Origin of the sequence: Streptomyces sp. Ag82_O1-12 (assembly GCF_900182715.1) — a bacterium.
In the GTDB taxonomy this organism is placed as follows: Bacteria; Actinomycetota; Actinomycetes; order Streptomycetales; family Streptomycetaceae; genus Streptomyces; species Streptomyces massasporeus.
Window position 1 is genome coordinate 6,158,056 of record NZ_FXUW01000001.1, and the last position, 19,931, is coordinate 6,177,986.

Here is a 19,931-nt window from a genome sequence, read left to right on the forward strand (position 1 = left end):
GAAAACGCGTGCGTCAGGGTGTCCGGGCGATCAGGTACCGGAACACGTTCGGCATCCACACCGTCCCGTCCTGCCGCTGGTGCGGATGCAGGGCCTCGGTCAGCTCCTTGTCCACCTGCGCCTGGTCCGTCGCCGTCATCGCCGCGTCGAACAGTCCCGTCGATTTCAGGCCACGTACCGCGCTGTCCACGTCGGCGTATCCGAAGGGGCACGCCACCCGCCCCGACCCGTCCGGCTTGAGACCGGCCCGCTGTGCGACGTCCTCAAGGTCGTCGCGGCAGGCCGGACGCCAGCTGCCCGAATGGCGCAGCGGCTCCGACAGTTTCGTGGCCACCCGCATCACGGACGCCGTGGCACACCGCTCCGGCGGACCCCAGCCGGCCAGCACCACGGCCGCACCGCGCCGGGCGAGCGGTGCCGCCTCCGCGAGCAGCCCGCTCAGCCCCTCCGAGTCGCCCGCGAGGCACCCGATCGGTTCGAAGGCGGTCACCAGGGTGTACCCCGAAGCGCCCGGCACCGCGGTGTCCCGGGGAGAGCCGTCGACCAGCCGGATGTCCGGCCGCGCACGCGTGCCCGGCGTCTCGGGCAGCAGCCGCTCCCGCGCCAGGGTCATCCTTTCGGGGGAGACGTCGACACCGGTGACCGACGCTCCCCGGGCGGCGGCCATCAGCAGGGAGAGCCCGGAACCGCAGCCGAGGCCGAGCAGCCGCGTGGCGGGACCCACTTCCAGTCGCTCGTAGACGGCCTCGTAGAGCGGTACGAGCATCCGCTCCTGGATCTCGGACCAGTCACGCGCGCGTGCACGCAGGTCCACGCGGGGTACGGCCCCCGCGTGGGGCAGGTGCTGCCGCACGAGCGTAGGTGTCATAAGTAAGCGCCCCAATCCGCCGAGAGTTGCCTCTTGCCCGATTCCATGGCCCCCGTGACAGTGCGCTCGCACTACCCCCGTATGCCAGGAAACTCCCCCCTCGACCTGTCGTCCAGTGGAATGCGGCAGGGCTTGTGAGTTGTCATGTGCCTATGGCGAGATTTCACATTCCGGCAACGTGGGCCCGTACCATCCCGTCATGACCAAGGCACCCGTTCTCACCCCCCGGGCGGACGATTTCCCGCGCTGGTACCAGGACTTGATCACCAAGGCGGAGCTCGCCGACAACGGTCCGGTGCGCGGCACCATGGTCATCCGACCGTACGGATACGGGCTGTGGGAGCGGATGCAGGCGGAGATGGACGCCCGTATCAAGGAGACGGGCACCCAGAACGCGTACTTCCCGCTGCTGATCCCCGAGTCGTACCTCGCGAGGGAGGCGGACCACGTCGAGGGCTTCGCGCCCGAGCTGGCCGTGGTCACCCACGGCGGCGGCAAGGAGCTCGAAGAGCCGGCCGTGGTCCGTCCCACCTCCGAGATGATCGTCAACGAGTACTTCTCGAAGTGGGTCCAGAGCCACCGCGACCTGCCGCTGCTCATCAACCAGTGGGCGAACGTGGTGCGCTGGGAACTGCGTCCCCGCCTGTTCCTGCGGACCTCGGAGTTCCTCTGGCAGGAGGGGCACACCGCGCACGCCACGCACGAGGAGGCGCGCGCGTTCGCCGCGCGCATTCACCGGCGGGTCTACGAGGACTTCATGCTGAACGTCCTCGCGATGGACGTCGTCCCCGGCCGCAAGACCGTCCGGGAGCGGTTCGCGGGCGCGATCAACACGCTCACGCTCGAAGGCATGATGGGCGACGGCAAGGCCCTGCAGATGGCCACGAGTCACGAACTGGGCCAGAACTTCGCGAAGGCCTTCAACACCCGGTACCTGTCCAAGGAGGGCCGGCAGGAACTGGTCTGGCAGACCTCCTGGGGCTCCACCACCCGCATGATCGGCGCCCTGGTGATGATGCACGGCGACGACGACGGGCTGCGCGTCCCGCCCCGGCTGGCGCAGATCCAGGCCGTCGTGCTCGCGATCAAGGGCGAGGAAGCGGTTCTGGCCACGGTCCGTGAGCTCGGCGACCGGCTGAAGGCGGCCGGTGTCCGTGTCCACGTCGACGACCGCACCGACATCCCGTTCGGCCGCCGCGCGGTCGACTGGGAGCTCAAGGGTGTGCCCGTCCGGATCGAGATCGGCCCGCGGGACCTGGAGAACGGCACCGCGATGCTGGCCCGCCGCATCCCCGGCGGCAAGGAGCCGGTGGCACTGGACGCTCTGGCCGGGCTGATCCCCGGGATCCTCGAGGAGGACCAGGCGACGCTGCTCCGGCAGTCCCGCGAGCGCCGCGAGTCCCGTACGACGGAGGTCTCCACGTTCGAGGAGGCCGTCGAGGCGGCCACCGCCGGCGGCTGGGCGCGCATCCCCTGGGCCGCGCTCGGCGAGGAGGGCGAGTCCAAGCTCGCCGATCACGCGGTGACCGTACGGTGTCTGGTCGCCGAGGACGGGTCGGTGCCGGACGCCGACGACGCACCCGGTAACGTCGCGGTCGTCGCACGCGCTTACTGAGGTGGGGCACGCGCTTTCCCGGGGGGGTGCAGGCGCTTGCCGTGCGGGGCGCGAGGCGACCGAAACACCTCTTGCGTATCAGCGGATCCTTGCCCACCCGGCGCGCGGACAGGTCCCACGCGCCGATCGAGAGGGTGGCCCGAAGGGCCTCCGTTGCGGGTGGTGGCGGGAGACGGGCGGGCGTACGCGGGACTACGCACCACCTTGTGGTGAGCTGTGAGGCTTATCCACAGATCTGCGCACCCGCCCTCGTCAGGACGCATCAGAGGCAACTGACGGGTACGTGCAAATTATTTGGGATGGCCCGGAATCGGAACACTGGGGCACCCCGGCTCGTTGTCATTACGTGAGCACGACACAGACACCACCTGTACTCGCCGCAGAGCTGGCACAGGCGTGGGCCGATATTCAGCGGTACCACCCCGAGCTGCCCGACCTTGCCGCGCCAGAGTCCCTGATCGGGGAGTCGTCGTCCGCGTGCGGTCACGAGCTCTCCTTCGAGCGACTGCTCCATGAGGCAGTCCATGGCATCGCCGCCTCGCGCGGCGTCCGCGACACCTCCCGTGCCGGCCGATACCACAACCGCAGATTCCTCGCGATCGCCGAGGAGCTGGGCCTGGACCACCCCGAGGAACCGCATCCCAGCAGCGGCTTCTCCCTGGTCTCGCTCACCCCCGAGGCGAAGCGGCGCTACCGCCCGACGATGGAGCGTCTCCAGCGCGCCCTGAAGGCACACACCGCCGCGACCTCGTCCGACACCTCCCGCACCTTCCGGGGACCGGCCGCCCGGCACGGCTCCTCCGGTGGCGGCGTACGCGTCAAGGCCGTCTGCGACTGCGGCCGCAACGTCCGCGTCGTCCCGTCGGTCCTCGCCCAGGCCCCCATCGTCTGCGGCGGCTGCGGCAAGCCGTTCCGGATCCCGGACGTCGTGGGAGCGGTAGCGAGCTGACGCCCCGCACCGGCAACTCGTGGCTGCCGGTCCGTGGCGCAGGGCTCGGGCCGTTTGACGCGCACCCGACGTACCCCACTCACGCCGGGTGCGCTCTCGGCATGCCCGCACGGCGGCCCCGGGGCCCGGGCCCGGAGCGACCCGCGGGGTGTGGCACAATGGCTAGCTGTACTCGACAGTCGCACAGGAACCCTCTCGCCTCCGGCTGACGCGTCCATCGGGCACTCGGGTACCGCAAATCCCCACGCGGCATCTCCGCCGTGCCCAACCACGTCAAAACCAGGAGAATCCACTCCCGTGGCAGTCAAGATCAAGCTGAAGCGTCTGGGCAAGATCCGTTCGCCTCACTACCGCATCGTCGTCGCCGACTCCCGGACCCGCCGTGACGGCCGGGCCATCGAGGAGATCGGCAAGTACCACCCGACGTACAACCCGTCGGTGATCGAGGTCGACGCCGAGCGTGTGGCGTACTGGCTCGGTGTCGGCGCCCAGCCGACCGAGCCCGTGATGGCCATCCTCAAGAAGACCGGCGACTGGCAGAAGTTCAAGGGCGAGCCCGCCCCGGCTCCGCTGCTGACGCAGCCCGAGAAGGCCGCGCGCCCGTCGTTCGAGGCCATCGGCGGCGACGACGAGGGCAAGGGTGAGGCGATCACCCAGAAGAAGAAGGCTGAGAAGAAGGACGAGGCGGCCGCCGAGTCCGCTTCGACCGAGGCCTGAGCATGCTCGAGGAGGCTCTCGAGCACCTCGTGAAGGGCATCGTCGACAACCCTGACGATGTGCAGGTCGCCTCGCGCAACCTGCGCCGCGGGCAAGTGCTCGAGGTCCGGGTCCACCCGGACGACCTCGGCAAGGTGATCGGTCGCAACGGCCGCACCGCACGCGCCCTGCGCACCGTCGTGGGCGCCATCGGCGGTCGCGGCATCCGCGTCGATCTCGTCGACGTGGACCACGTCCGCTGACGCTTATCGCGCAACCGGCTCGGGCCGGGGAAGGCCTGAGGGCCGTCCCCGGCCCGCAGTCGTATGACAGGAGATTGCACACGTGCAGCTGGTAGTCGCACGGATCGGCCGTGCCCATGGCATCAAGGGTGAGGTCACCGTCGAGGTACGGACCGACGAGCCGGAGCTGAGGCTGGGCCCCGGCGCCGTACTCACCACCGATCCCGCCGCCGCGGGACCGCTCACCATCGAGACGGGCCGCGTCCACAGCGGCCGCCTCCTGCTGCGCTTCGAGGGCGTCAGCGACCGCAGCGGCGCCGAGGCCCTGCGCAACACCCTCCTGATCGCCGAGATCGACCCGGAGGAACTGCCCGAGGGCGAGGACGAGTACTACGACCATCAGCTCATGGACCTCGACGTGGTCACCGCGGACGGCACCGAGGTCGGCCGGATCACGGAGATCTCCCACCTGCCCTCGCAGGACCTGTTCATCGTCGAGCGCCCCGACGGCAGCGAGGTGATGATCCCCTTCGTCGAGGAGATCGTCACCGCGATCGACCTCGAGGAGCAGAAGGCCGTCATCAACCCGCCGCCGGGCCTGATCGACGACCGCGCCGAGATCGCCTCCAGCCGGGACGACGCCTCCGGTCAGGAAGAGTCGTAATGCGCCTCGACGTCGTCACGATCTTCCCCGAGTACCTGGAACCGCTGAACGTCTCCCTCGTCGGCAAGGCACGCGCGCGTGGCCAGCTGAACGTGCACGTCCACGACCTGCGTTCCTGGACCTACGACCGGCACAACACCGTCGACGACACCCCGTACGGCGGCGGCCCCGGCATGGTCATGAAGACCGACCCGTGGGGTGACGCACTGGACTCCGTCCTGGCCGACGGCTACGAGACGGGCTCCCGGGCGCCGGCCCTCATCGTCCCCACCCCCAGTGGCCGTCCCTTCACCCAGGAACTCGCCGTCCAGCTCTCCGAGCGGCCCTGGCTGATCTTCACCCCGGCCCGCTACGAGGGCATCGACCGCCGTGTCGTCGACGAGTACGCGACCCGGATGCCGGTCCACGAGGTGTCCATCGGCGACTACGTCCTGGCCGGCGGCGAGGCGGCCGTCCTGGTCGTCACGGAGGCCGTGGCGCGGCTGCTGCCCGGGGTCCTGGGCAACGCCGAGTCCCACCGCGACGACTCCTTCGCACCCGGCGCCATGGCGAGCCTGCTGGAGGGGCCCGTCTACACCAAGCCGCCCGAGTGGCGCGGCCGGGACATCCCCGAGGTGCTGCTCAGCGGCCACCACGGCAAGATCGCCCGGTGGCGCCGCGACGAGGCACTGAAGCGCACGACCGCCCACCGGCCCGACCTCATCGAGCGGTGCGACCCCAAGGCCTTCGACAAGAAGGACCGCGAGATGCTCTCCATCCTGGGCTGGGCACCCGACCCGGCGGGGGAGCCGTACGGCCGATTTTGGCGCAGGACCGACGGCGTGGAAGAATAGCGAGCTGTTGTGCGTCCGTCCGGCGTGCGCCCCTGCCACAGGGGGAGACGACGTCCGTCCCGACCCGCACACACCTGATCCCGAAACACCTAGTTTCCGTTGATGACCTGTGGCATCAGCGAGGAAAGCAGACGAAATGTCTCACCTGCTCGACACCGTCGACTCCGCGTCGCTGCGCAGCGACGTCCCCGCCTTCCGCCCGGGCGACACCGTCAACGTCCACGTCCGCGTCATCGAGGGCAACCGCTCCCGTGTGCAGCAGTTCAAGGGCGTTGTGATCCGTCGCCAGGGCTCCGGCGTGCGCGAGACCTTCACGGTCCGCAAGGTCTCCTTCTCCGTCGGCGTCGAGCGCACCTTCCCGGTGCACACCCCGATCGTGGAGAAGATCGAGCTCGTCACCAAGGGTGACGTCCGCCGCGCCAAGCTGTACTACCTGCGCGAGCTGCGCGGCAAGGCCGCGAAGATCAAGGAGAAGCGCGAGAACTGAGCGCTCTCCGGGGTTCACGTCGGGGCCGGATAGCATCTGGCTCCGATGGACACCGAAGCACAGCCGACGGAGCGCGACCGCTCCTCCCGCCCTTCCGGCTCCGAGGGAACGACCTCGGACCCCACAGGGCCGGAGGACCGGTCGCGTTTCGCGTTGGTCTCGCGCCTCACTGCCCACGTCCCGGGCGGCCGGATCACCCTCACCCTGCTGGTCTGCCTGTTGTTCCTGCTGTTGCTCAGCACGTTCGTGGTGCGCCCGTTCCAGATCCCCAGCGGATCCATGGAGCAGGCATTGAGGATCGGGGACCGGGTTCTCGTAAACAAGGTGGCGTACCGTTTCGGTGCCGTGCCGCAGCGGGGAGACATCGTCGTGTTCGACGGGACCGGGTACTTCGGGCCCGCGGACTACATCAAACGCGTTGTCGGCGTGGGGGGAGACCACGTGGTCTGCTGCGACAGGGAGGGGAGAATCCAGGTGAACGGCCGGCCGGTCGACGAGTCGGGCTTCCTGTACCCCGGCGACAGCCCGTCCGCCGTGCCCTTCGACGTCGTCGTGCCCCGTGGCACCCTCTTCGTCCTCGGCGACCACCGCGGCGACTCCAGCGACTCCCGCGATCACCTCGGTTCGCCGGGCGGCGGCATGATCCCCGTCGGCGACGTGATCGGCCGCGCGGACTGGATCATCTGGCCGTTCGGTCACGCCACCGGCCTGGACCGCCCCGACGCCTACGCGCGCGTGCCCGCCGCCGGAAAGGCGGGCGCCCATGGGTAACCGAGGCAAACCGCGCGGCGTCCCCGCGGGCCCCGCGGAGAACCTGCTGCCCACCGGCGCCCGGCGCGCCGCCGGCCCGTCGGGAAGCGGCCGTACGCGTGCCGAGCGCCGCAAGCTTCAGCGCAAGGTCAAGCGGCGCCGCAGGCGCGGCGCCGTCAAGGAGATCCCTCTCCTCGTGGGCGTCGCCGTCCTGATAGCGCTCGTACTGAAGACGTTCCTCGTCCAGGCCTTCGTCATTCCGTCCGGCTCCATGGAGCAGACGATCCAGATCGGCGACCGCGTCCTGGTCGACAAGCTCACCCCGTGGTTCGGCTCGAAGCCGCAGCGCGGGGACGTCGTCGTGTTCAAGGACCCCGGCGGCTGGCTCCAGGACGAGCAGCCCACCACGCAGAAGTCGGACCCCGTCGTCATCAAGCAGGTCAAGGAAGGGCTCACCTTCATCGGCCTGTTGCCGTCCGAGAACGAGAAGGACCTCATCAAGCGCGTCGTCGGCGTCGGCGGCGACCGCGTCAAGTGCTGTGACACGCAGGGGCGCGTGACCGTCAACGGCGTCCCGCTGGTCGAGGACTACCTGTATCCCGGCGCCGCCCCGTCCGACACGCCGTTCGACATCACGGTCCCCCAGGGGCGGTTGTGGGTGATGGGCGACCACCGGAACAACTCCGCCGACTCCCGCGCCCACCAGGACACCGACTACGGGGGCACGGTCTCCGAGAGCGAGGTGGTGGGCCGCGCCATGGTCATCGCCTGGCCCTTCGGACACTGGAACATGCTGGAGGAACCGAATACCTACGCTTCCGTGTCCGACTCGGCCCCCGGGTCGACCGCAGCTCCCGAACTGTCGCATAGGGTTGCCTCCTACGATTCGAACGAGACGATCCAGCTCCCGACCCCTGCGGAACTCCCGCTCGTTATGGGAGTGGTGGGCCTGCGCCGTGTATGGGGCAGGCGGCGGCACAGAGTGAGGAGTTGGCGTGGGGGATGTGGCGGTTGGCGCACGGTCCGGACACGACGGCGAGGAGCATCGCGGACGCCCCGCGGAATCCGCCGTCCCGGCCGCGGACAGCGCCGTGACCTCCGGGAGTGACTCCGGGGCAGCCGAGGACGACAGGGTGACGGGCGAGCACACGACAGCCGAGGACCAGGGACCGGGCGGCACGACGCGGACACCGAAGAAGCCGCGCTCCTTCTGGAAGGAGCTGCCGATCCTGATCGGTATCGCGTTGGTGCTGGCGCTGCTGATCAAGACCTTCCTGGTGCAGGCGTTCTCCATCCCCTCCGACTCGATGCAGAACACCCTCCAGCAGGGTGACCGTGTCCTGGTCGACAAGCTGACCCCCTGGTTCGGCTCCGAGCCCGAGCGCGGCGAGGTCGTCGTCTTCCACGACCCCGGCAACTGGCTCAGGGGCGAGCCGACGCCCGACCCCAACGCGGTGCAGACGTTCCTCAGCTGGATCGGCCTGATGCCGTCGGTGGAGGAGAAGGACCTGATCAAGCGGGTGATCGGGGTCGGCGGGGACACGGTCGAGTGCAACGGGACCGGTCCGCTGAAGGTCAACGGCAAGGCACTGAACGAGCCGTACGTCTTCCCCGGCAACACGCCCTGCTCGAACGACGACCAGGGCGGCCGGTTCAAGGTCAAGGTGCCGCAGGGCTACATCTGGGTCATGGGCGACCACCGGCAGAACTCGCGCGACTCCCGCTACAACCAGGGCGAGAAGTACCACGGCATGGTCCCGGTCAAGGAGGTCGTCGGACGCGCCATCGTGAAGGCCTGGCCGATCGACCGCTGGGGCACGCTGCCCGTGCCCGACACCTTCGACCAGAACGGGCTGAACCCCTGAGTTCTCCGTCTGGATGACCAGGACGTGACAGATCGCCCCCTTCGAAAGGGTGCTTCACGTACTCCATGTGCCCGTCTGTGAACGCGGTGGCCCCCGGGATCTTCGGTCCTGGGGGCCACCGCGTTTTCCTCGCGGTGCGATCAGGCTTCCTGCGTGGGCTGCCCTTCGCCGGTACCGACGGGTAGGGTGCGGCTCCATGGGTGGTGAGAGCGCGATGCGCACGACCCCGCGCACCAGCGGGAGCACAGGAGCGGCCCCGGTCGGGAGCCGGCTCGGGCAGCGGCTGTCGGGACTGATGGTGGGGCTGGGCCTCGTGCTGTTCCTGGGCGGATTCGCCTGGGGAGCGGTGGCCTACCGGCCGTACACCGTGCCCACCAGCTCGATGACCCCGACGATCGACGCGGGCGACCGGATCCTGGCGCAGCGCGTCGACGGCGGCGAGGTGCGCCGCGGTGACGTCGTCGTCTTCAAGGACGCGACGTGGGCCAACGCCCCGATGGTCAAGCGCGTGGTCGCCATCGGCGGCGACACGGTCTCCTGCTGCCAGGACGGCAAGCTGAAGGTCAACGGCAAGGAGATCGACGAGACGTACCTGCCCCAGGGCACGCCGGCCGAGATGAGCAACTTCCCGACCGTGACCGTCCCCAAGGGCCGGCTGTTCCTGCTCGGTGACGAGCGCGGCAACTCCGTGGACTCCACCGCCCACCTGACGGACGCCGCCAGCGGCACGGTGGCGCGCTCGGCCGTGGACGCCCGTGTCGACTCCGTCGTGTGGCCGATGAAGGGCATGCTGGAGCGCCCCACCGGCTTCGAGCCGCTCGGCGCCCTCTCCTCGCCCGGTCCGCTGCGCACGATCACCCTCCTCGTGATCGCCGGCGCGGTGCTCGTCCTGGGCGGAGGCGCCTACGGGCCCATCGCCAAGCGCACCGGTGCGGCCCGGGCCCGACGCGAGAGCGCGGAGCCCGCAGGTGGCCGCTGAGGCCGTGGGAGCGGGCCAGGACACCTACGAGGGCGGGCTGCGCAAGGTCGCCCGGGTCGTCCTGCTCGACCCGCAGGACCGCATCCTGCTGCTGCACGGGCACGAACCGGACGATCCGGCCGACGACTGGTGGTTCACCCCCGGCGGGGGTGTGGAGGGCGACGAGACCCGTGAACAGGCCGCTGTGCGGGAACTCGCCGAGGAGACGGGCATCACCGGGGTCGAGCTCGGCCCGGTGCTGTGGAGGCGGAGGTGCTCCTTCCCGTTCGCCGGCCGCCGCTGGGACCAGGACGAGTGGTACTACCTGGCCCGTACGGACCGCACGGCGGTGGCCGCCACCGGGCTGACCGAGCTGGAACGGCGCAGTGTCGCCGGAGCGCGCTGGTGGACGTGTCCGGAACTGAGCCGGGCACATGAGACGGTGTATCCGACCAGACTCGCCGGGCTGCTGCGCACGCTGCTCGACGAAGGTCCCCCGGCCAGGCCAGTGATCCTTGACCCGGAAATCGTCTAGGGGCTCACGGGACTGGCGCACAATGGGGGGATCGCACGGCTGAAGGGGAACATGCCATGAGCGCCGAGGACCTCGAGAAGTACGAGACCGAGATGGAGCTGAAGCTCTACCGGGAGTACCGCGATGTCGTCGGTCTGTTCAAATACGTGATCGAGACCGAGCGGCGCTTCTACCTGACCAATGACTACGAGATGCAGGTGCACTCGGTCCAGGGTGAGGTCTTCTTCGAGGTGTCCATGGCGGACGCCTGGGTGTGGGACATGTACCGGCCGGCTCGGTTCGTGAAGCAGGTCCGGGTGCTCACGTTCAAGGACGTGAACATCGAGGAGCTGAACAAGAGCGACCTGGAGCTGCCGAGCGGCTGAGGTTCCTCGCGTGGGTGACGGAGTTGTCCACAATCGCTGAGTCACCCACCAAGATCCACTTCTTGGGGGAGGGTGCGTGATCGTTGGCGCCGGAGGTGGTGCCGACATGACCGCACAGCTGGCACGCAGTGCCATGGGGAAGTACGGGGAGAGCCTGGCCGCACGGCGGCTGGCCGAGACCGGTCTGACGGTCCTGGAGCGCAACTGGCGCGCCGGCCGGACCGGCGAGATCGACATCGTGGCCAGAGACGGGGACGTCCTGGTCGTCTGCGAGGTGAAGACCCGCAGGGAGGGCCCCTTCGAGCATCCGATGGCGGCCGTGACCCCGCAGAAGGCGGAGCGGCTGCGGGACCTGGCCGAGCGGTGGATCCAGACACATGGGGGCGCGCCGCCCGGCGGGGTCCGCATCGACGTGGTCGGGGTCCTGCTGCCGGCCCGCGGCGCCGCCGTGGTCGAGCATGTGCGGGGGGTGGCCTGAATGGCGTTCGCCCGTACGTGTTCGGTCGCGCTGGTCGGCGTCGAGGGCGTGGTCGTCGAGGTCCAGGCCGACCTCGAACCCGGCGTCGCGGCCTTCACGCTGGTGGGACTGCCCGACAAGAGCCTCACGGAGAGCAAGGACCGGGTGCGTGCCGCGGTCGTCAACTCGGGCGCGGCCTGGCCTCAGAAGAAGCTCACGGTCGGCCTGAGCCCCGCCTCGGTGCCGAAGTCCGGCAGCGGCTTCGACCTCGCCGTCGCGGCGGCTGTTCTCGGCGCGGCGGAGCGCGTCGACCCGCGGGTCCTCGCCGACATCGTGATGATCGGCGAACTGGGGCTGGACGGACGGGTGCGGCCGGTGCGGGGGGTGCTGCCGGCGGTGCTGGCAGCGGCCGACGCGGGATATGAGCAGGTGGTGGTGCCCGAGTGTGCCGCCGCCGAGGCGTCCCTCGTGCCCGGGGTGTCGGTGCTGGGCGTCCGCAGCCTGCGGCAGCTGATCGCCGTCCTGGCGGACGAACCCGTGCCCGACGAGGAACAGGACGAGCAGGGCCGCCCGGACCCGCTCCTCGCCGGACTGCGCGTGCCGGGCACGGGCGCGGCCACGGGGATGCACAGCATGGGCGCCGCCCAGCACGACCACGGTCACGACCTGGCGGACGTCGTCGGGCAGACCTCGGCGCGTACGGCGGTGGAGGTCGCCGCGGCGGGCGGGCACCACCTCTTCCTCGAAGGGCCGCCCGGCGCCGGCAAGACCATGCTCGCCGAGCGGCTGCCGGCCATCCTGCCCCGGCTCGGCCGGCAGGAGTCGCTGGAGGTCACCGCGGTCCACTCGGTGGCGGGGCTGCTGCCCCCGGGCAAGCCGCTGATCGACGTCGCGCCCTACTGCGCCCCGCACCACTCGGCCACGATGCAGGCCCTCGTCGGCGGCGGCCAGGGCGTCGCGCGGCCCGGGGCGGTGTCGCTGTCCCATCGCGGGGTGCTGTTCCTCGACGAAACACCGGAATTCAGCAGCCACACCCTGGACGCCCTGCGCCAGCCGCTGGAGGCGGGGCATGTCGTGATCGCCCGCAGCGCGGGAGTCGTGCGCTTCCCGGCGAAGTTCCTCATGGTCCTCGCGGCCAACCCCTGCCCGTGCGGGCGCTTCTCGCAGCGGGACGACCTGTGTGAATGCCCGCCCTCGGCGATCCGCCGCTACCAGTCCAGGCTCTCCGGACCGCTGCTGGACCGGGTCGACCTGCGCGTCGAGGTGGACCGCGTCACCCGCACCGAGCTGACCGCCGTCGGGGCCAGGGGCGAGTCGACCGCGACAGTCGCCGACCGGGTGCGGGTAGCCAGGGAGCGGGCCGTGGAGCGCCTCGCGGGCACCCCCTGGTGCACGAACAGCGAGGTGCCCGGCCGTGAGCTGCGCAGCCGCTGGTACGCCGTGCCCGGAGCGATGGACCAGGCCGAGCGGAACCTGGAGCGGGGCGTCCTGACCGCCCGCGGCCTCGATCGCGTCCTGCGCGTGGCCTGGACCGTCGCCGACCTCGTCGGCCACGACCGGCCCGACGCCACGGACGTCGCCCTCGCGCTCCAGCTGCGCACCGGTGTGCCGCGCGGCGTCCCCATGGCCATCGGGGCGCTGACATGAGCGGCGGACCGTACGACGAACTGCTCGGCAGGGTGCTTCTGACCCGGGTCCTCGAGCCCGGCGACGAGGCCGGCGGGCGGTGGGTGCGGGAGCTCGGTGCCGGGGGCGTGGTGCGGCGGTTGCGGGAGGGCGGGCCCGCCCTCCCGGGGGCGAGCGCGAAGCGGTGGGCCGGGCTCCTGGCCAGGGCGGAGGCCGCCCGGCCGGGCCGCGATCTGGAGGCCGCCCGGGACGCCGGGGTGCGGTTCGTCCCTCCCGGGGACGCGGAGTGGCCCGGACAGCTCGACGATCTCGGGGACGCCCGGCCCCTCGGGCTGTGGGTGCGCGGCCGGCCCAGTCTGCGGATGTGGGCGCTGAAGTCCGTCGCCGTGGTCGGCGCCCGGGCCTGCACCGAGTACGGGGCCCACATGGCCGCGACCCTCGCCGCCGGCCTCGCCGAGCACGGCTGGGTCGTGGTGTCCGGCGGCGCCTACGGAGTCGACGGCGCCGCCCACCGCGGAGTGCTCGGAGCCGGCGGCGCCACCGTCGCCGTCCTCGCCTGCGGCGTCGACCGGCCCTACCCCCGCGGCCACACCCGACTGATCGGCAGGATCGCCGAACAAGGCCTGGTGATCGGCGAGTTGCCACCCGGTGACCATCCGACGCCGAGCCGGTTCATCCTGCGGAACAGAGTGATCGCAGCCCTCACCCGCGGCACGGTGGTCGTCGAGGCCGCCCACCGCAGCGGCTCCCTGGTCACCGCGCGGGCCGCGCAGCGTCTCGGCCGGCACACGATGGGCGTGCCGGGCCCGGCCACCAGCGGGCTCTCCGCCGGAGTGCACGATCTGCTGCGCGGGGAGGCCGCCCTGGTCACCGACGTCGCGGACGTCGTCGAACTGATCGGTGACATCGGGGAGCTGGCCCCCGACCGGCGCGGCCCCGTCCTGCCCCGGGACCTGCTGGAACCGGCCGCCCGGCAGGTGCTCGCCGCACTGCCGGGACGCGGGGTGGCCCGGCCCGACGAGATCGCGCGCTCCGCACTGACCGCACCGGACGACGCGATCGCGAGACTGTACGAACTCCGAGCACTCGGTTACGTCGAACGACACGGCGACGGCTGGAAGTTGACACGCCAGGCGGTGATGTCGGTCCGCGACGGTCGCGGACCGGGTTGACCGTGCGTGTTCGGCCGTCCGGGGGAACCCCGAGAACCCTTGGAAATGCGCCCAGTTGGGGCCATCCGGTGATCACACCGGGCGACCGTCACGCCTCGCCGGGACGCCCTCAGGAACGTATCTGCGCCCGCCTTGGCCTCCGCTCTTCGCACACCGCGACACCGCAGTCACGCTACGCTCACGAGGATCCCGACACGGACAGGCAACTCGACATCAGACAGACAGCCCACCCCAGCAGCACCACTCCGCAGCAGAACGGCACAAGGCTACGAATGCCCCAGCACACCTCCGGGTCCGACCGGGCGGCGATCCCCCCAGCCGCCCGTGACGGTGGCAGCGTGCGGCCGCCCGCTCCCTCGACGCTCGACGAGCTGTGGCGGTCGTACAAGGCGACGGGGGACGAGCGGCTGCGGGAGCAGCTGATCCTGCACTACTCGCCGCTCGTGAAGTACGTCGCGGGACGGGTCAGCGTGGGCCTGCCGTCCAACGTCGAGCAGGCGGACTTCGTCTCCTCCGGGGTGTTCGGGCTGATCGACGCGATCGAGAAGTTCGACATCGACCGGGAGATCAAGTTCGAGACGTACGCGATCACCCGGATCCGCGGCGCGATGATCGACGAACTGCGGGCGCTGGACTGGATCCCCCGCTCGGTGCGGCAGAAGGCGCGCAACGTGGAGCGGGCGTACGCCACGCTGGAGGCCCGGCTGCGGCGGACTCCGAGCGAGGGCGAGGTGGCCTCCGAGATGGGCATCGCCGTCGAGGATCTGCACGCCGTGTTCAGCCAGTTGTCGCTGGCCAACGTGGTGGCCCTGGAGGAACTGCTGCACGGGGGCGGTGAGGGCGGCGACGGGCTCAGCGTCATGGACACGCTGGAGGACACCGCCGCCGACAACCCCGTCGAGGTCGCCGAGGACCGGGAGCTGCGGAGGTTCCTGGCCCGGGCGATCAACACGCTGCCGGAGCGGGAGAAGACCGTGGTCACGCTGTACTACTACGAGGGCCTCACCCTGGCCGAGATCGGGAACGTGCTGGGCGTGACCGAGAGCCGGGTCAGCCAGATCCACACCAAGTCGGTGCTGCAGCTGAGAGCGAAACTGGCGAGCTTCGGTCGCTGACCTGCCCGGATGTCCTCGGGCCGGCGACAGCCACTCCCGCCCGGGGGGACGCGTCCGTAGAGTGTTGACGTGCCAAGGATTCGAGCGGCCTCCGTGGCCGAGCACCGGTCGATGCAGCGAGCCGCCCTGCTGGACGCGGCTCGTTCCTTGTTGTCCGAGGGCGGTACGGAGGCGCTGACCTTCCCGGCCCTCGCCGAGCGGACGGGCCTCGCGCGATCGTCCGTCTACGAGTACTTCCGGTCGCGGGCGGCCGTGGTCGAGGAGCTGTGCGAGGTCGACTTCCCGGTCTGGGCGGCGGACGTGTCGGCGGCGATGGAGCGGGCCGGGACCGCCGAGGCCAAGGTCGAGGCGTATGTGCGGCAGCAGTTGGAGCTGGTCGGCGACCGGCGGCACCGGGCCGTGGTCGCGATCTCCGCGAGTGAGCTCGACGCGGGGGCCCGGGAGAAGATCCGGGCGGCGCACGGCGGGCTGGTCGCGATGATCGTCGAGGCGCTGGGCGAGCTCGGACACGAACAGCCCCGGCTTGCGGCGATGTTGGTCCAGGGCGTGGTGGACGCCGCCGTGCGCAGGATCGAGCTCGGAGCCGCGGAGGAGCCCGGGGCCATCAGGGACGCGGCCGTGTCGATGGCGCTGCGGGGTGTGCGGGGCTGACGGCTTCGGGTTGAGGTTGTGGGCCTGGCGCTGCGGGGTGTGCGGGGCTGACGGCCTCGGGTCGAGGCCGTGGCCTGGCCCTGCGACGTGTGCGGCGTGACGACCTCGGGGCCGTGGCCGTGGCGTTTCGCGGCCCGGCAGAGTGGGGTCCCGCGGCCCCAGCGGTACGCCACGCCCGTGGCTACGCCGGCGGTGCGCCACGCCCGTGGCTACGCCGGCGGCGCGCACACCCGGGACTACCCCAGCGGCACGCACACCCGTGGGCTACGCCAGCGGCAGCAGCCTCGACGGGTCCCGGTGCAGGAGCCACGGCGGCAGGAGGGACAGCGGGTTCACGTAGCGCTCGCCGCGGCGCAGGCCCCAGTGGACGCACGTGGCCGCGCAGTGCGAGCCGCTCGCGTCCACCGTGCCGATCACCTCGCCCGGTTCCACCTCCTCGCCCTCCTCGACCGCGGCCGTCACCGGCTCGTACGTCGTGCGCAGGAGCGGATCGCCCGTACCGGTGAGGTCCACCGATACGACCCCCCTGCCGGCCACCCGGCCCGCGAAGGCGACCCGGCCCCGGGCCACCGCTCGAACGGGTGTGCCCGCCGGGGCCGCCAGGTCCACGCCCCGGTGGCCCGGGCCGTAGACCGTCGCCGGGGGCTCCCAGCCCCGCAGGACACGGGGGCGTGAGCCGACGGGCCAGGCGCGGCCGATGGCCGGCACGGTGGCCGGCGGGCCGGCGTCGGCCAGGGGCGCACCCGCCGCGAACAGCGGTGGCGGCGGGGCCAGCAGTGCCGTCGCCGTGACGATCACCAGCAGGATCAGGCGTGCACAGACACGCACACATCGGTTCGCTCGCATGCGGAAAGCGTTCCGGAGTGCCGGTGTCGCCGCTCGCGGCTGTGGGCGGGCGCCCGCTTGTGGACATCGGCGTCACCCGGCACCCCACGGGTCCCGTACACTTCTGGTGGCGACCCGAGTCATCGGGTCGACTTCGCACGCCCCGATACGAACCCCGGCAACGGGCCCGTATCAGCGCCCCTCGGTCCCTCGTGGAACGGCGCGCAGTGGGCGTCAGGCGCGGAAGCCGTCCGGCATCCGCGGCACAACCGAGAAATTCAAGGAGATACGGCCATGGCCGTCGTCACGATGCGGGAGCTGCTGGAGAGCGGCGTCCACTTCGGTCACCAGACCCGTCGTTGGAACCCGAAGATGAAGCGCTTCATCTTCACGGAGCGCAACGGCATCTACATCATCGACCTGCTCCAGTCGCTGTCGTACATCGACCGCGCCTTCGAGTTCGTCAAGGAGACCGTCGCCCACGGCGGCACGGTCATGTTCGTCGGCACGAAGAAGCAGGCGCAGGAGGCCATCGCCGAGCAGGCCACCCGCGTCGGCATGCCCTACGTCAACCAGCGCTGGCTGGGCGGCATGCTCACCAACTTCTCGACCGTCTACAAGCGTCTGCAGCGTCTCAAGGAGCTCGAGCAGATCGACTTCGAGGACGTCGCCGCGTCCGGTCTGACCAAGAAGGAGCTTCTCGTGCTCTCGCGCGAGAAGGCCAAGCTGGAGAAGACCCTCGGCGGTATCCGCGAGATGCAGAAGGTGCCCAGCGCCGTCTGGATCGTGGACACCAAGAAGGAGCACATCGCGGTTGGCGAGGCCCGGAAGCTGAACATCCCGGTCGTCGCGATCCTCGACACCAACTGCGACCCCGACGAGGTCGACTACAAGATCCCGGGCAACGACGACGCGATCCGCTCCGTCACCCTGCTCACCCGCGTCATCGCCGACGCCGTCGCCGAGGGCCTCATCGCCCGCAGCGGTGTCGCCACCGAGGGCAAGGGCGACAAGGCCGCCGGCGAGCCGCTGGCCGCCTGGGAGCGCGACCTGCTCGAGGGCGAGAAGAAGGCCGACGAGGCCGCTCCGGCTGCCGAGGCCGCTCCGGCCGCGGACGCTGCTCCGGCCGACGAGGCTGCCCCGGCCGCTGAGGCTGCCCCGGCCGCCGAGGCCGAGAAGCCGGCCGAGGACGAGAAGCCGGCCGAGGACGAGAAGCCGGCCGAGGCCGAGCAGGCCTGACCCGTCAGTCCGAGTTGACGGCGGGAGCGGCCGCACCCACCAGCGCCTTCGGCGCGGTGAAGTCCGCTCCCGCCGTTAACCCGTAGGTCAGCGGAAGGACAGCGCCTTCCGGCTCCATGGGCGCATCCGCAGATCTTCGATCTTCCAGACTTCGAGAGAGATTCACAGACTCATGGCGAACTACACCGCCGCCGACGTCAAGAAGCTCCGTGAGCTCACGGGCGCCGGCATGATGGACTGCAAGAAGGCGCTGGACGAGGCCGAGGGCAACGTCGAGAAGGCCGTCGAGGCGCTCCGCATCAAGGGCCAGAAGGGCGTCGCCAAGCGCGAGGGCCGCTCCGCCGAGAACGGGGCCGTCGTCTCGATCATCGCCGACGACAACTCCGCCGGCGTCATCGTCGAGCTGAAGTGCGAGACGGACTTCGTCGCCAAGGGTGACAAGTTCCAGGCCGTGGCCAAGACCATCGCCGAGCACGTCACCAAGACCTCCCCGGCCGACATCGAGGCCCTGCTCGCCTCCGAGATCGAGCCCGGCAAGACCGTCCAGGCGTTCGTCGACGAGGCCAACGCCAACCTCGGCGAGAAGATCGTCCTGGACCGCTTCGCGCAGTTCGCCGACGGTTACGTGACGGCGTACATGCACCGCACGATGCCCGACCTGCCCCCGCAGATCGGTGTCCTCGTCGAGCTGGACAAGCCGAACGCCGAGATCGCCAAGGGCGTCGCCCAGCACATCGCCGCCTTCGCGCCGAAGTACCTCTCCAAGGAGGACGTGCCGGCCGAGGTCGTCGAGTCCGAGCGCCGCGTCGCCGAGGAGACCACCCGCGCCGAGGGCAAGCCCGAGGCCGCCCTGCCGAAGATCGTCGAGGGTCGCCTCAACGGCTTCTTCAAGGACGCCACGCTGCTCGGCCAGCCGTACGCGCTCGACAACAAGAAGTCGGTCCAGAAGGTTCTGGACGAGGCCGGTGTCACCCTGAAGCGCTTCACGCGCATCAAGGTCGGCATCTGAGTCCGTACCGCGATCGACGCCCGACCCCTATAGGGTCGACAGCAGTCGTCCGCGTACGCCGTCACATGAGTGGCGGACGACAGCAGATCTGACGAGGAGGCCATTGCCGTATGGGATGCGAAACACGCCCCACCGGCAATGGCCTTCTTGGTATGTGCAACACGTGAAAGAGGCGGGATCCCCCATGACGACCAAGGCTCAGAAGAGCGACGACGGCAAAGTGCGCGGCCGGTTTCTGCTGAAGCTGTCCGGAGAGGCCTTCTCCGGTGGCGGCGGCCTTGGCGTCGACCCCGACGTGGTGCACAAGATCGCCCGCGAGATCGCGGCCGTCGTACGGGACGGCGCGGAGATCGCGATCGTCATCGGCGGTGGCAACTTCTTCCGCGGCGCCGAACTCCAGCAGCGTGGCATGGACCGGGCCCGCTCCGACTACATGGGCATGCTCGGCACGGTCATGAACTGCCTCGCCCTCCAGGACTTCCTGGAGAAGGTGGGCGTGGACTGCCGGGTGCAGACCGCCATCACCATGGGCCAGGTCGCCGAGCCGTACATCCCGCTGCGCGCCGTGCGGCACCTGGAGAAGGGTCGCGTGGTCATCTTCGGCGCGGGGATGGGCATGCCGTACTTCTCCACCGACACCACCGCCGCCCAGCGCGCCCTGGAGATCGACGCCGAGGCGCTGCTGATGGGCAAGAACGGCGTGGACGGGGTCTACGACTCCGACCCCAAGACCAACCCGGACGCGGTGAAGTTCGATCACCTCGGCTACGGCGAGGTCATCACGCGCGATCTGAAGGTCGCCGACGCCACGGCCGTGACGCTGTGCCGCGACAACAAGCTCCCGATCGTGGTCTTCGAGCTGCTGGCCGAGGGCAACATCGGACGCGCCGTCAAGGGTGAGAAGATCGGCACGCTGGTGGGGGACCCCGGCAGCCGGGACTGACACCCCGGGAACAACCCCGTCCGGGGGACGGACGGGACGGAGCCGGGCCGGGGGATGGACAATGTCC

Annotated in this window: 23 protein-coding genes; 21 read left to right on the forward strand and 2 right to left on the reverse strand. The window is 70.6% G+C overall.

Annotated elements, in window-relative coordinates; genetic code table 11:
• Positions 1–13: 13 nt before the first annotated feature.
• Positions 14–868 (reverse strand): class I SAM-dependent methyltransferase, encoded by an 855-nt coding sequence (locus QOL88_RS28335; RefSeq protein ID WP_097221012.1) that lies wholly within the window; start codon positions 866–868, stop codon positions 14–16.
• 199 nt (positions 869–1,067) lie between these two features.
• Between QOL88_RS28335 and proS the strand changes: the two genes are divergently transcribed.
• The 18 genes from proS to QOL88_RS28425 all read left to right on the forward strand — a co-directional run bounded on the left by proS (position 1,068) and on the right by QOL88_RS28425 (position 15,848).
• On the forward strand, positions 1,068–2,483 hold the full coding sequence (proS, locus tag QOL88_RS28340; protein ID WP_097221014.1) for a proline--tRNA ligase: 1,416 nt from the start codon (positions 1,068–1,070) through the stop codon (positions 2,481–2,483).
• Positions 2,484–2,829: 346 nt separating this feature from the next.
• A complete protein-coding gene (locus QOL88_RS28345; protein ID WP_097221016.1) occupies positions 2,830–3,432 on the forward strand; it encodes a hypothetical protein in 603 nt (200 codons plus the stop codon).
• 297 nt (positions 3,433–3,729) lie between these two features.
• Positions 3,730–4,149, forward strand: a complete 420-nt coding sequence (rpsP, locus tag QOL88_RS28350; protein WP_010044494.1) for a 30S ribosomal protein S16 — start codon at positions 3,730–3,732, stop codon at positions 4,147–4,149.
• A gap of 2 nt (positions 4,150–4,151) precedes the next feature.
• Complete coding sequence (locus QOL88_RS28355) at positions 4,152–4,391, forward strand: RNA-binding protein (RefSeq protein ID WP_031107040.1); 240 nt, start codon at positions 4,152–4,154, stop codon at positions 4,389–4,391.
• 82 nt (positions 4,392–4,473) lie between these two features.
• Positions 4,474–5,034 (forward strand): ribosome maturation factor RimM, encoded by a 561-nt coding sequence (gene rimM / locus QOL88_RS28360; protein WP_097221018.1) that lies wholly within the window; start codon positions 4,474–4,476, stop codon positions 5,032–5,034.
• Complete coding sequence (gene trmD / locus QOL88_RS28365; protein WP_097221019.1) at positions 5,034–5,867, forward strand: tRNA (guanosine(37)-N1)-methyltransferase TrmD; 834 nt, start codon at positions 5,034–5,036, stop codon at positions 5,865–5,867. Before rimM ends, trmD begins: the two co-directional genes overlap by 1 nt.
• Positions 5,868–6,003: 136 nt before the next feature.
• Complete coding sequence (rplS, locus tag QOL88_RS28370; protein WP_030852073.1) at positions 6,004–6,354, forward strand: 50S ribosomal protein L19; 351 nt, start codon at positions 6,004–6,006, stop codon at positions 6,352–6,354.
• Between the two features lie 45 nt (positions 6,355–6,399).
• A complete protein-coding gene (gene lepB, locus QOL88_RS28375) occupies positions 6,400–7,125 on the forward strand; it encodes a signal peptidase I (RefSeq protein WP_097221021.1) in 726 nt (241 codons plus the stop codon).
• Positions 7,118–8,212: a signal peptidase I gene (lepB, locus tag QOL88_RS28380; RefSeq protein ID WP_031107045.1), complete on the forward strand. Its 1,095-nt coding sequence runs from the start codon at positions 7,118–7,120 to the stop codon at positions 8,210–8,212. The genes lepB (QOL88_RS28375) and lepB (QOL88_RS28380) overlap by 8 nt, the downstream gene beginning before the upstream one ends.
• A complete protein-coding gene (gene lepB, locus QOL88_RS28385; RefSeq protein ID WP_097221023.1) occupies positions 8,100–8,969 on the forward strand; it encodes a signal peptidase I in 870 nt (289 codons plus the stop codon). The genes lepB (QOL88_RS28380) and lepB (QOL88_RS28385) overlap by 113 nt, the downstream gene beginning before the upstream one ends.
• 196 nt (positions 8,970–9,165) lie before the next feature.
• On the forward strand, positions 9,166–9,948 hold the full coding sequence (lepB, locus tag QOL88_RS28390) for a signal peptidase I (RefSeq protein WP_097221024.1): 783 nt from the start codon (positions 9,166–9,168) through the stop codon (positions 9,946–9,948).
• Positions 9,938–10,462, forward strand: a complete 525-nt coding sequence (locus QOL88_RS28395) for an NUDIX hydrolase (RefSeq protein WP_097221026.1) — start codon at positions 9,938–9,940, stop codon at positions 10,460–10,462. The genes lepB (QOL88_RS28390) and QOL88_RS28395 overlap by 11 nt, the downstream gene beginning before the upstream one ends.
• 56 nt (positions 10,463–10,518) lie before the next feature.
• On the forward strand, positions 10,519–10,827 hold the full coding sequence (locus QOL88_RS28400; protein ID WP_003993268.1) for a DUF2469 domain-containing protein: 309 nt from the start codon (positions 10,519–10,521) through the stop codon (positions 10,825–10,827).
• Between the two features lie 76 nt (positions 10,828–10,903).
• Entirely contained in the window at positions 10,904–11,305 is a 402-nt protein-coding gene (locus QOL88_RS28405) for a YraN family protein (RefSeq protein WP_097221028.1), read from the forward strand.
• A complete protein-coding gene (locus tag QOL88_RS28410; RefSeq protein WP_097221029.1) occupies positions 11,306–12,931 on the forward strand; it encodes a YifB family Mg chelatase-like AAA ATPase in 1,626 nt (541 codons plus the stop codon).
• Positions 12,928–14,082, forward strand: a complete 1,155-nt coding sequence (gene dprA, locus QOL88_RS28415; RefSeq protein WP_097221031.1) for a DNA-processing protein DprA — start codon at positions 12,928–12,930, stop codon at positions 14,080–14,082. Before QOL88_RS28410 ends, dprA begins: the two co-directional genes overlap by 4 nt.
• A gap of 272 nt (positions 14,083–14,354) precedes the next feature.
• On the forward strand, positions 14,355–15,197 hold the full coding sequence (whiG, locus tag QOL88_RS28420) for an RNA polymerase sigma factor WhiG (RefSeq protein WP_097221033.1): 843 nt from the start codon (positions 14,355–14,357) through the stop codon (positions 15,195–15,197).
• Positions 15,198–15,290: 93 nt separating this feature from the next.
• Positions 15,291–15,848, forward strand: coding sequence for a TetR/AcrR family transcriptional regulator (locus QOL88_RS28425; RefSeq protein WP_097221035.1), 558 nt, complete (start codon positions 15,291–15,293; stop codon positions 15,846–15,848).
• A 264-nt stretch (positions 15,849–16,112) separates the two neighbouring features.
• On the opposite strand, the gene QOL88_RS28430 is transcribed toward QOL88_RS28425, so the two are convergent.
• Entirely contained in the window at positions 16,113–16,694 is a 582-nt protein-coding gene (locus QOL88_RS28430; RefSeq protein ID WP_097221037.1) for a M23 family metallopeptidase, read from the reverse strand.
• A 273-nt stretch (positions 16,695–16,967) separates the two neighbouring features.
• Here QOL88_RS28430 and rpsB point away from each other — a divergent pair, with 273 nt between their 5' ends.
• The 3 genes from rpsB (at position 16,968) to pyrH (ending at position 19,864) form a co-directional block, all read left to right on the forward strand.
• On the forward strand, positions 16,968–17,912 hold the full coding sequence (gene rpsB / locus QOL88_RS28435; RefSeq protein WP_097221039.1) for a 30S ribosomal protein S2: 945 nt from the start codon (positions 16,968–16,970) through the stop codon (positions 17,910–17,912).
• Between the two features lie 172 nt (positions 17,913–18,084).
• Positions 18,085–18,921: a translation elongation factor Ts gene (gene tsf / locus QOL88_RS28440; protein ID WP_097221041.1), complete on the forward strand. Its 837-nt coding sequence runs from the start codon at positions 18,085–18,087 to the stop codon at positions 18,919–18,921.
• Positions 18,922–19,105: 184 nt separating this feature from the next.
• Positions 19,106–19,864, forward strand: coding sequence for a UMP kinase (pyrH, locus tag QOL88_RS28445; RefSeq protein ID WP_030852122.1), 759 nt, complete (start codon positions 19,106–19,108; stop codon positions 19,862–19,864).
• The last annotated feature ends 67 nt before the right edge of the window (positions 19,865–19,931 follow it).

Coding starts and splice junctions, on each gene's coding strand:
- QOL88_RS28335 (WP_097221012.1), bottom strand. CDS start 868: ATGACACCTACGCTCGTGCGGCAGCACCTGCCCCACGCGGGGGCCGTA.
- QOL88_RS28430 (WP_097221037.1), bottom strand. CDS start 16,694: ATGCGAGCGAACCGATGTGTGCGTGTCTGTGCACGCCTGATCCTGCTG.
- lepB (WP_097221021.1), top strand. CDS start 6,400: ATGGACACCGAAGCACAGCCGACGGAGCGCGACCGCTCCTCCCGCCCT.
- whiG (WP_097221033.1), top strand. CDS start 14,355: ATGCCCCAGCACACCTCCGGGTCCGACCGGGCGGCGATCCCCCCAGCC.
- tsf (WP_097221041.1), top strand. CDS start 18,085: ATGGCGAACTACACCGCCGCCGACGTCAAGAAGCTCCGTGAGCTCACG.
- lepB (WP_097221024.1), top strand. CDS start 9,166: ATGGGTGGTGAGAGCGCGATGCGCACGACCCCGCGCACCAGCGGGAGC.
- QOL88_RS28400 (WP_003993268.1), top strand. CDS start 10,519: ATGAGCGCCGAGGACCTCGAGAAGTACGAGACCGAGATGGAGCTGAAG.
- rplS (WP_030852073.1), top strand. CDS start 6,004: ATGTCTCACCTGCTCGACACCGTCGACTCCGCGTCGCTGCGCAGCGAC.
- dprA (WP_097221031.1), top strand. CDS start 12,928: ATGAGCGGCGGACCGTACGACGAACTGCTCGGCAGGGTGCTTCTGACC.
- QOL88_RS28410 (WP_097221029.1), top strand. CDS start 11,306: ATGGCGTTCGCCCGTACGTGTTCGGTCGCGCTGGTCGGCGTCGAGGGC.
- proS (WP_097221014.1), top strand. CDS start 1,068: ATGACCAAGGCACCCGTTCTCACCCCCCGGGCGGACGATTTCCCGCGC.
- lepB (WP_031107045.1), top strand. CDS start 7,118: ATGGGTAACCGAGGCAAACCGCGCGGCGTCCCCGCGGGCCCCGCGGAG.
- pyrH (WP_030852122.1), top strand. CDS start 19,106: ATGACGACCAAGGCTCAGAAGAGCGACGACGGCAAAGTGCGCGGCCGG.
- QOL88_RS28355 (WP_031107040.1), top strand. CDS start 4,152: ATGCTCGAGGAGGCTCTCGAGCACCTCGTGAAGGGCATCGTCGACAAC.
- trmD (WP_097221019.1), top strand. CDS start 5,034: ATGCGCCTCGACGTCGTCACGATCTTCCCCGAGTACCTGGAACCGCTG.
- rpsB (WP_097221039.1), top strand. CDS start 16,968: ATGGCCGTCGTCACGATGCGGGAGCTGCTGGAGAGCGGCGTCCACTTC.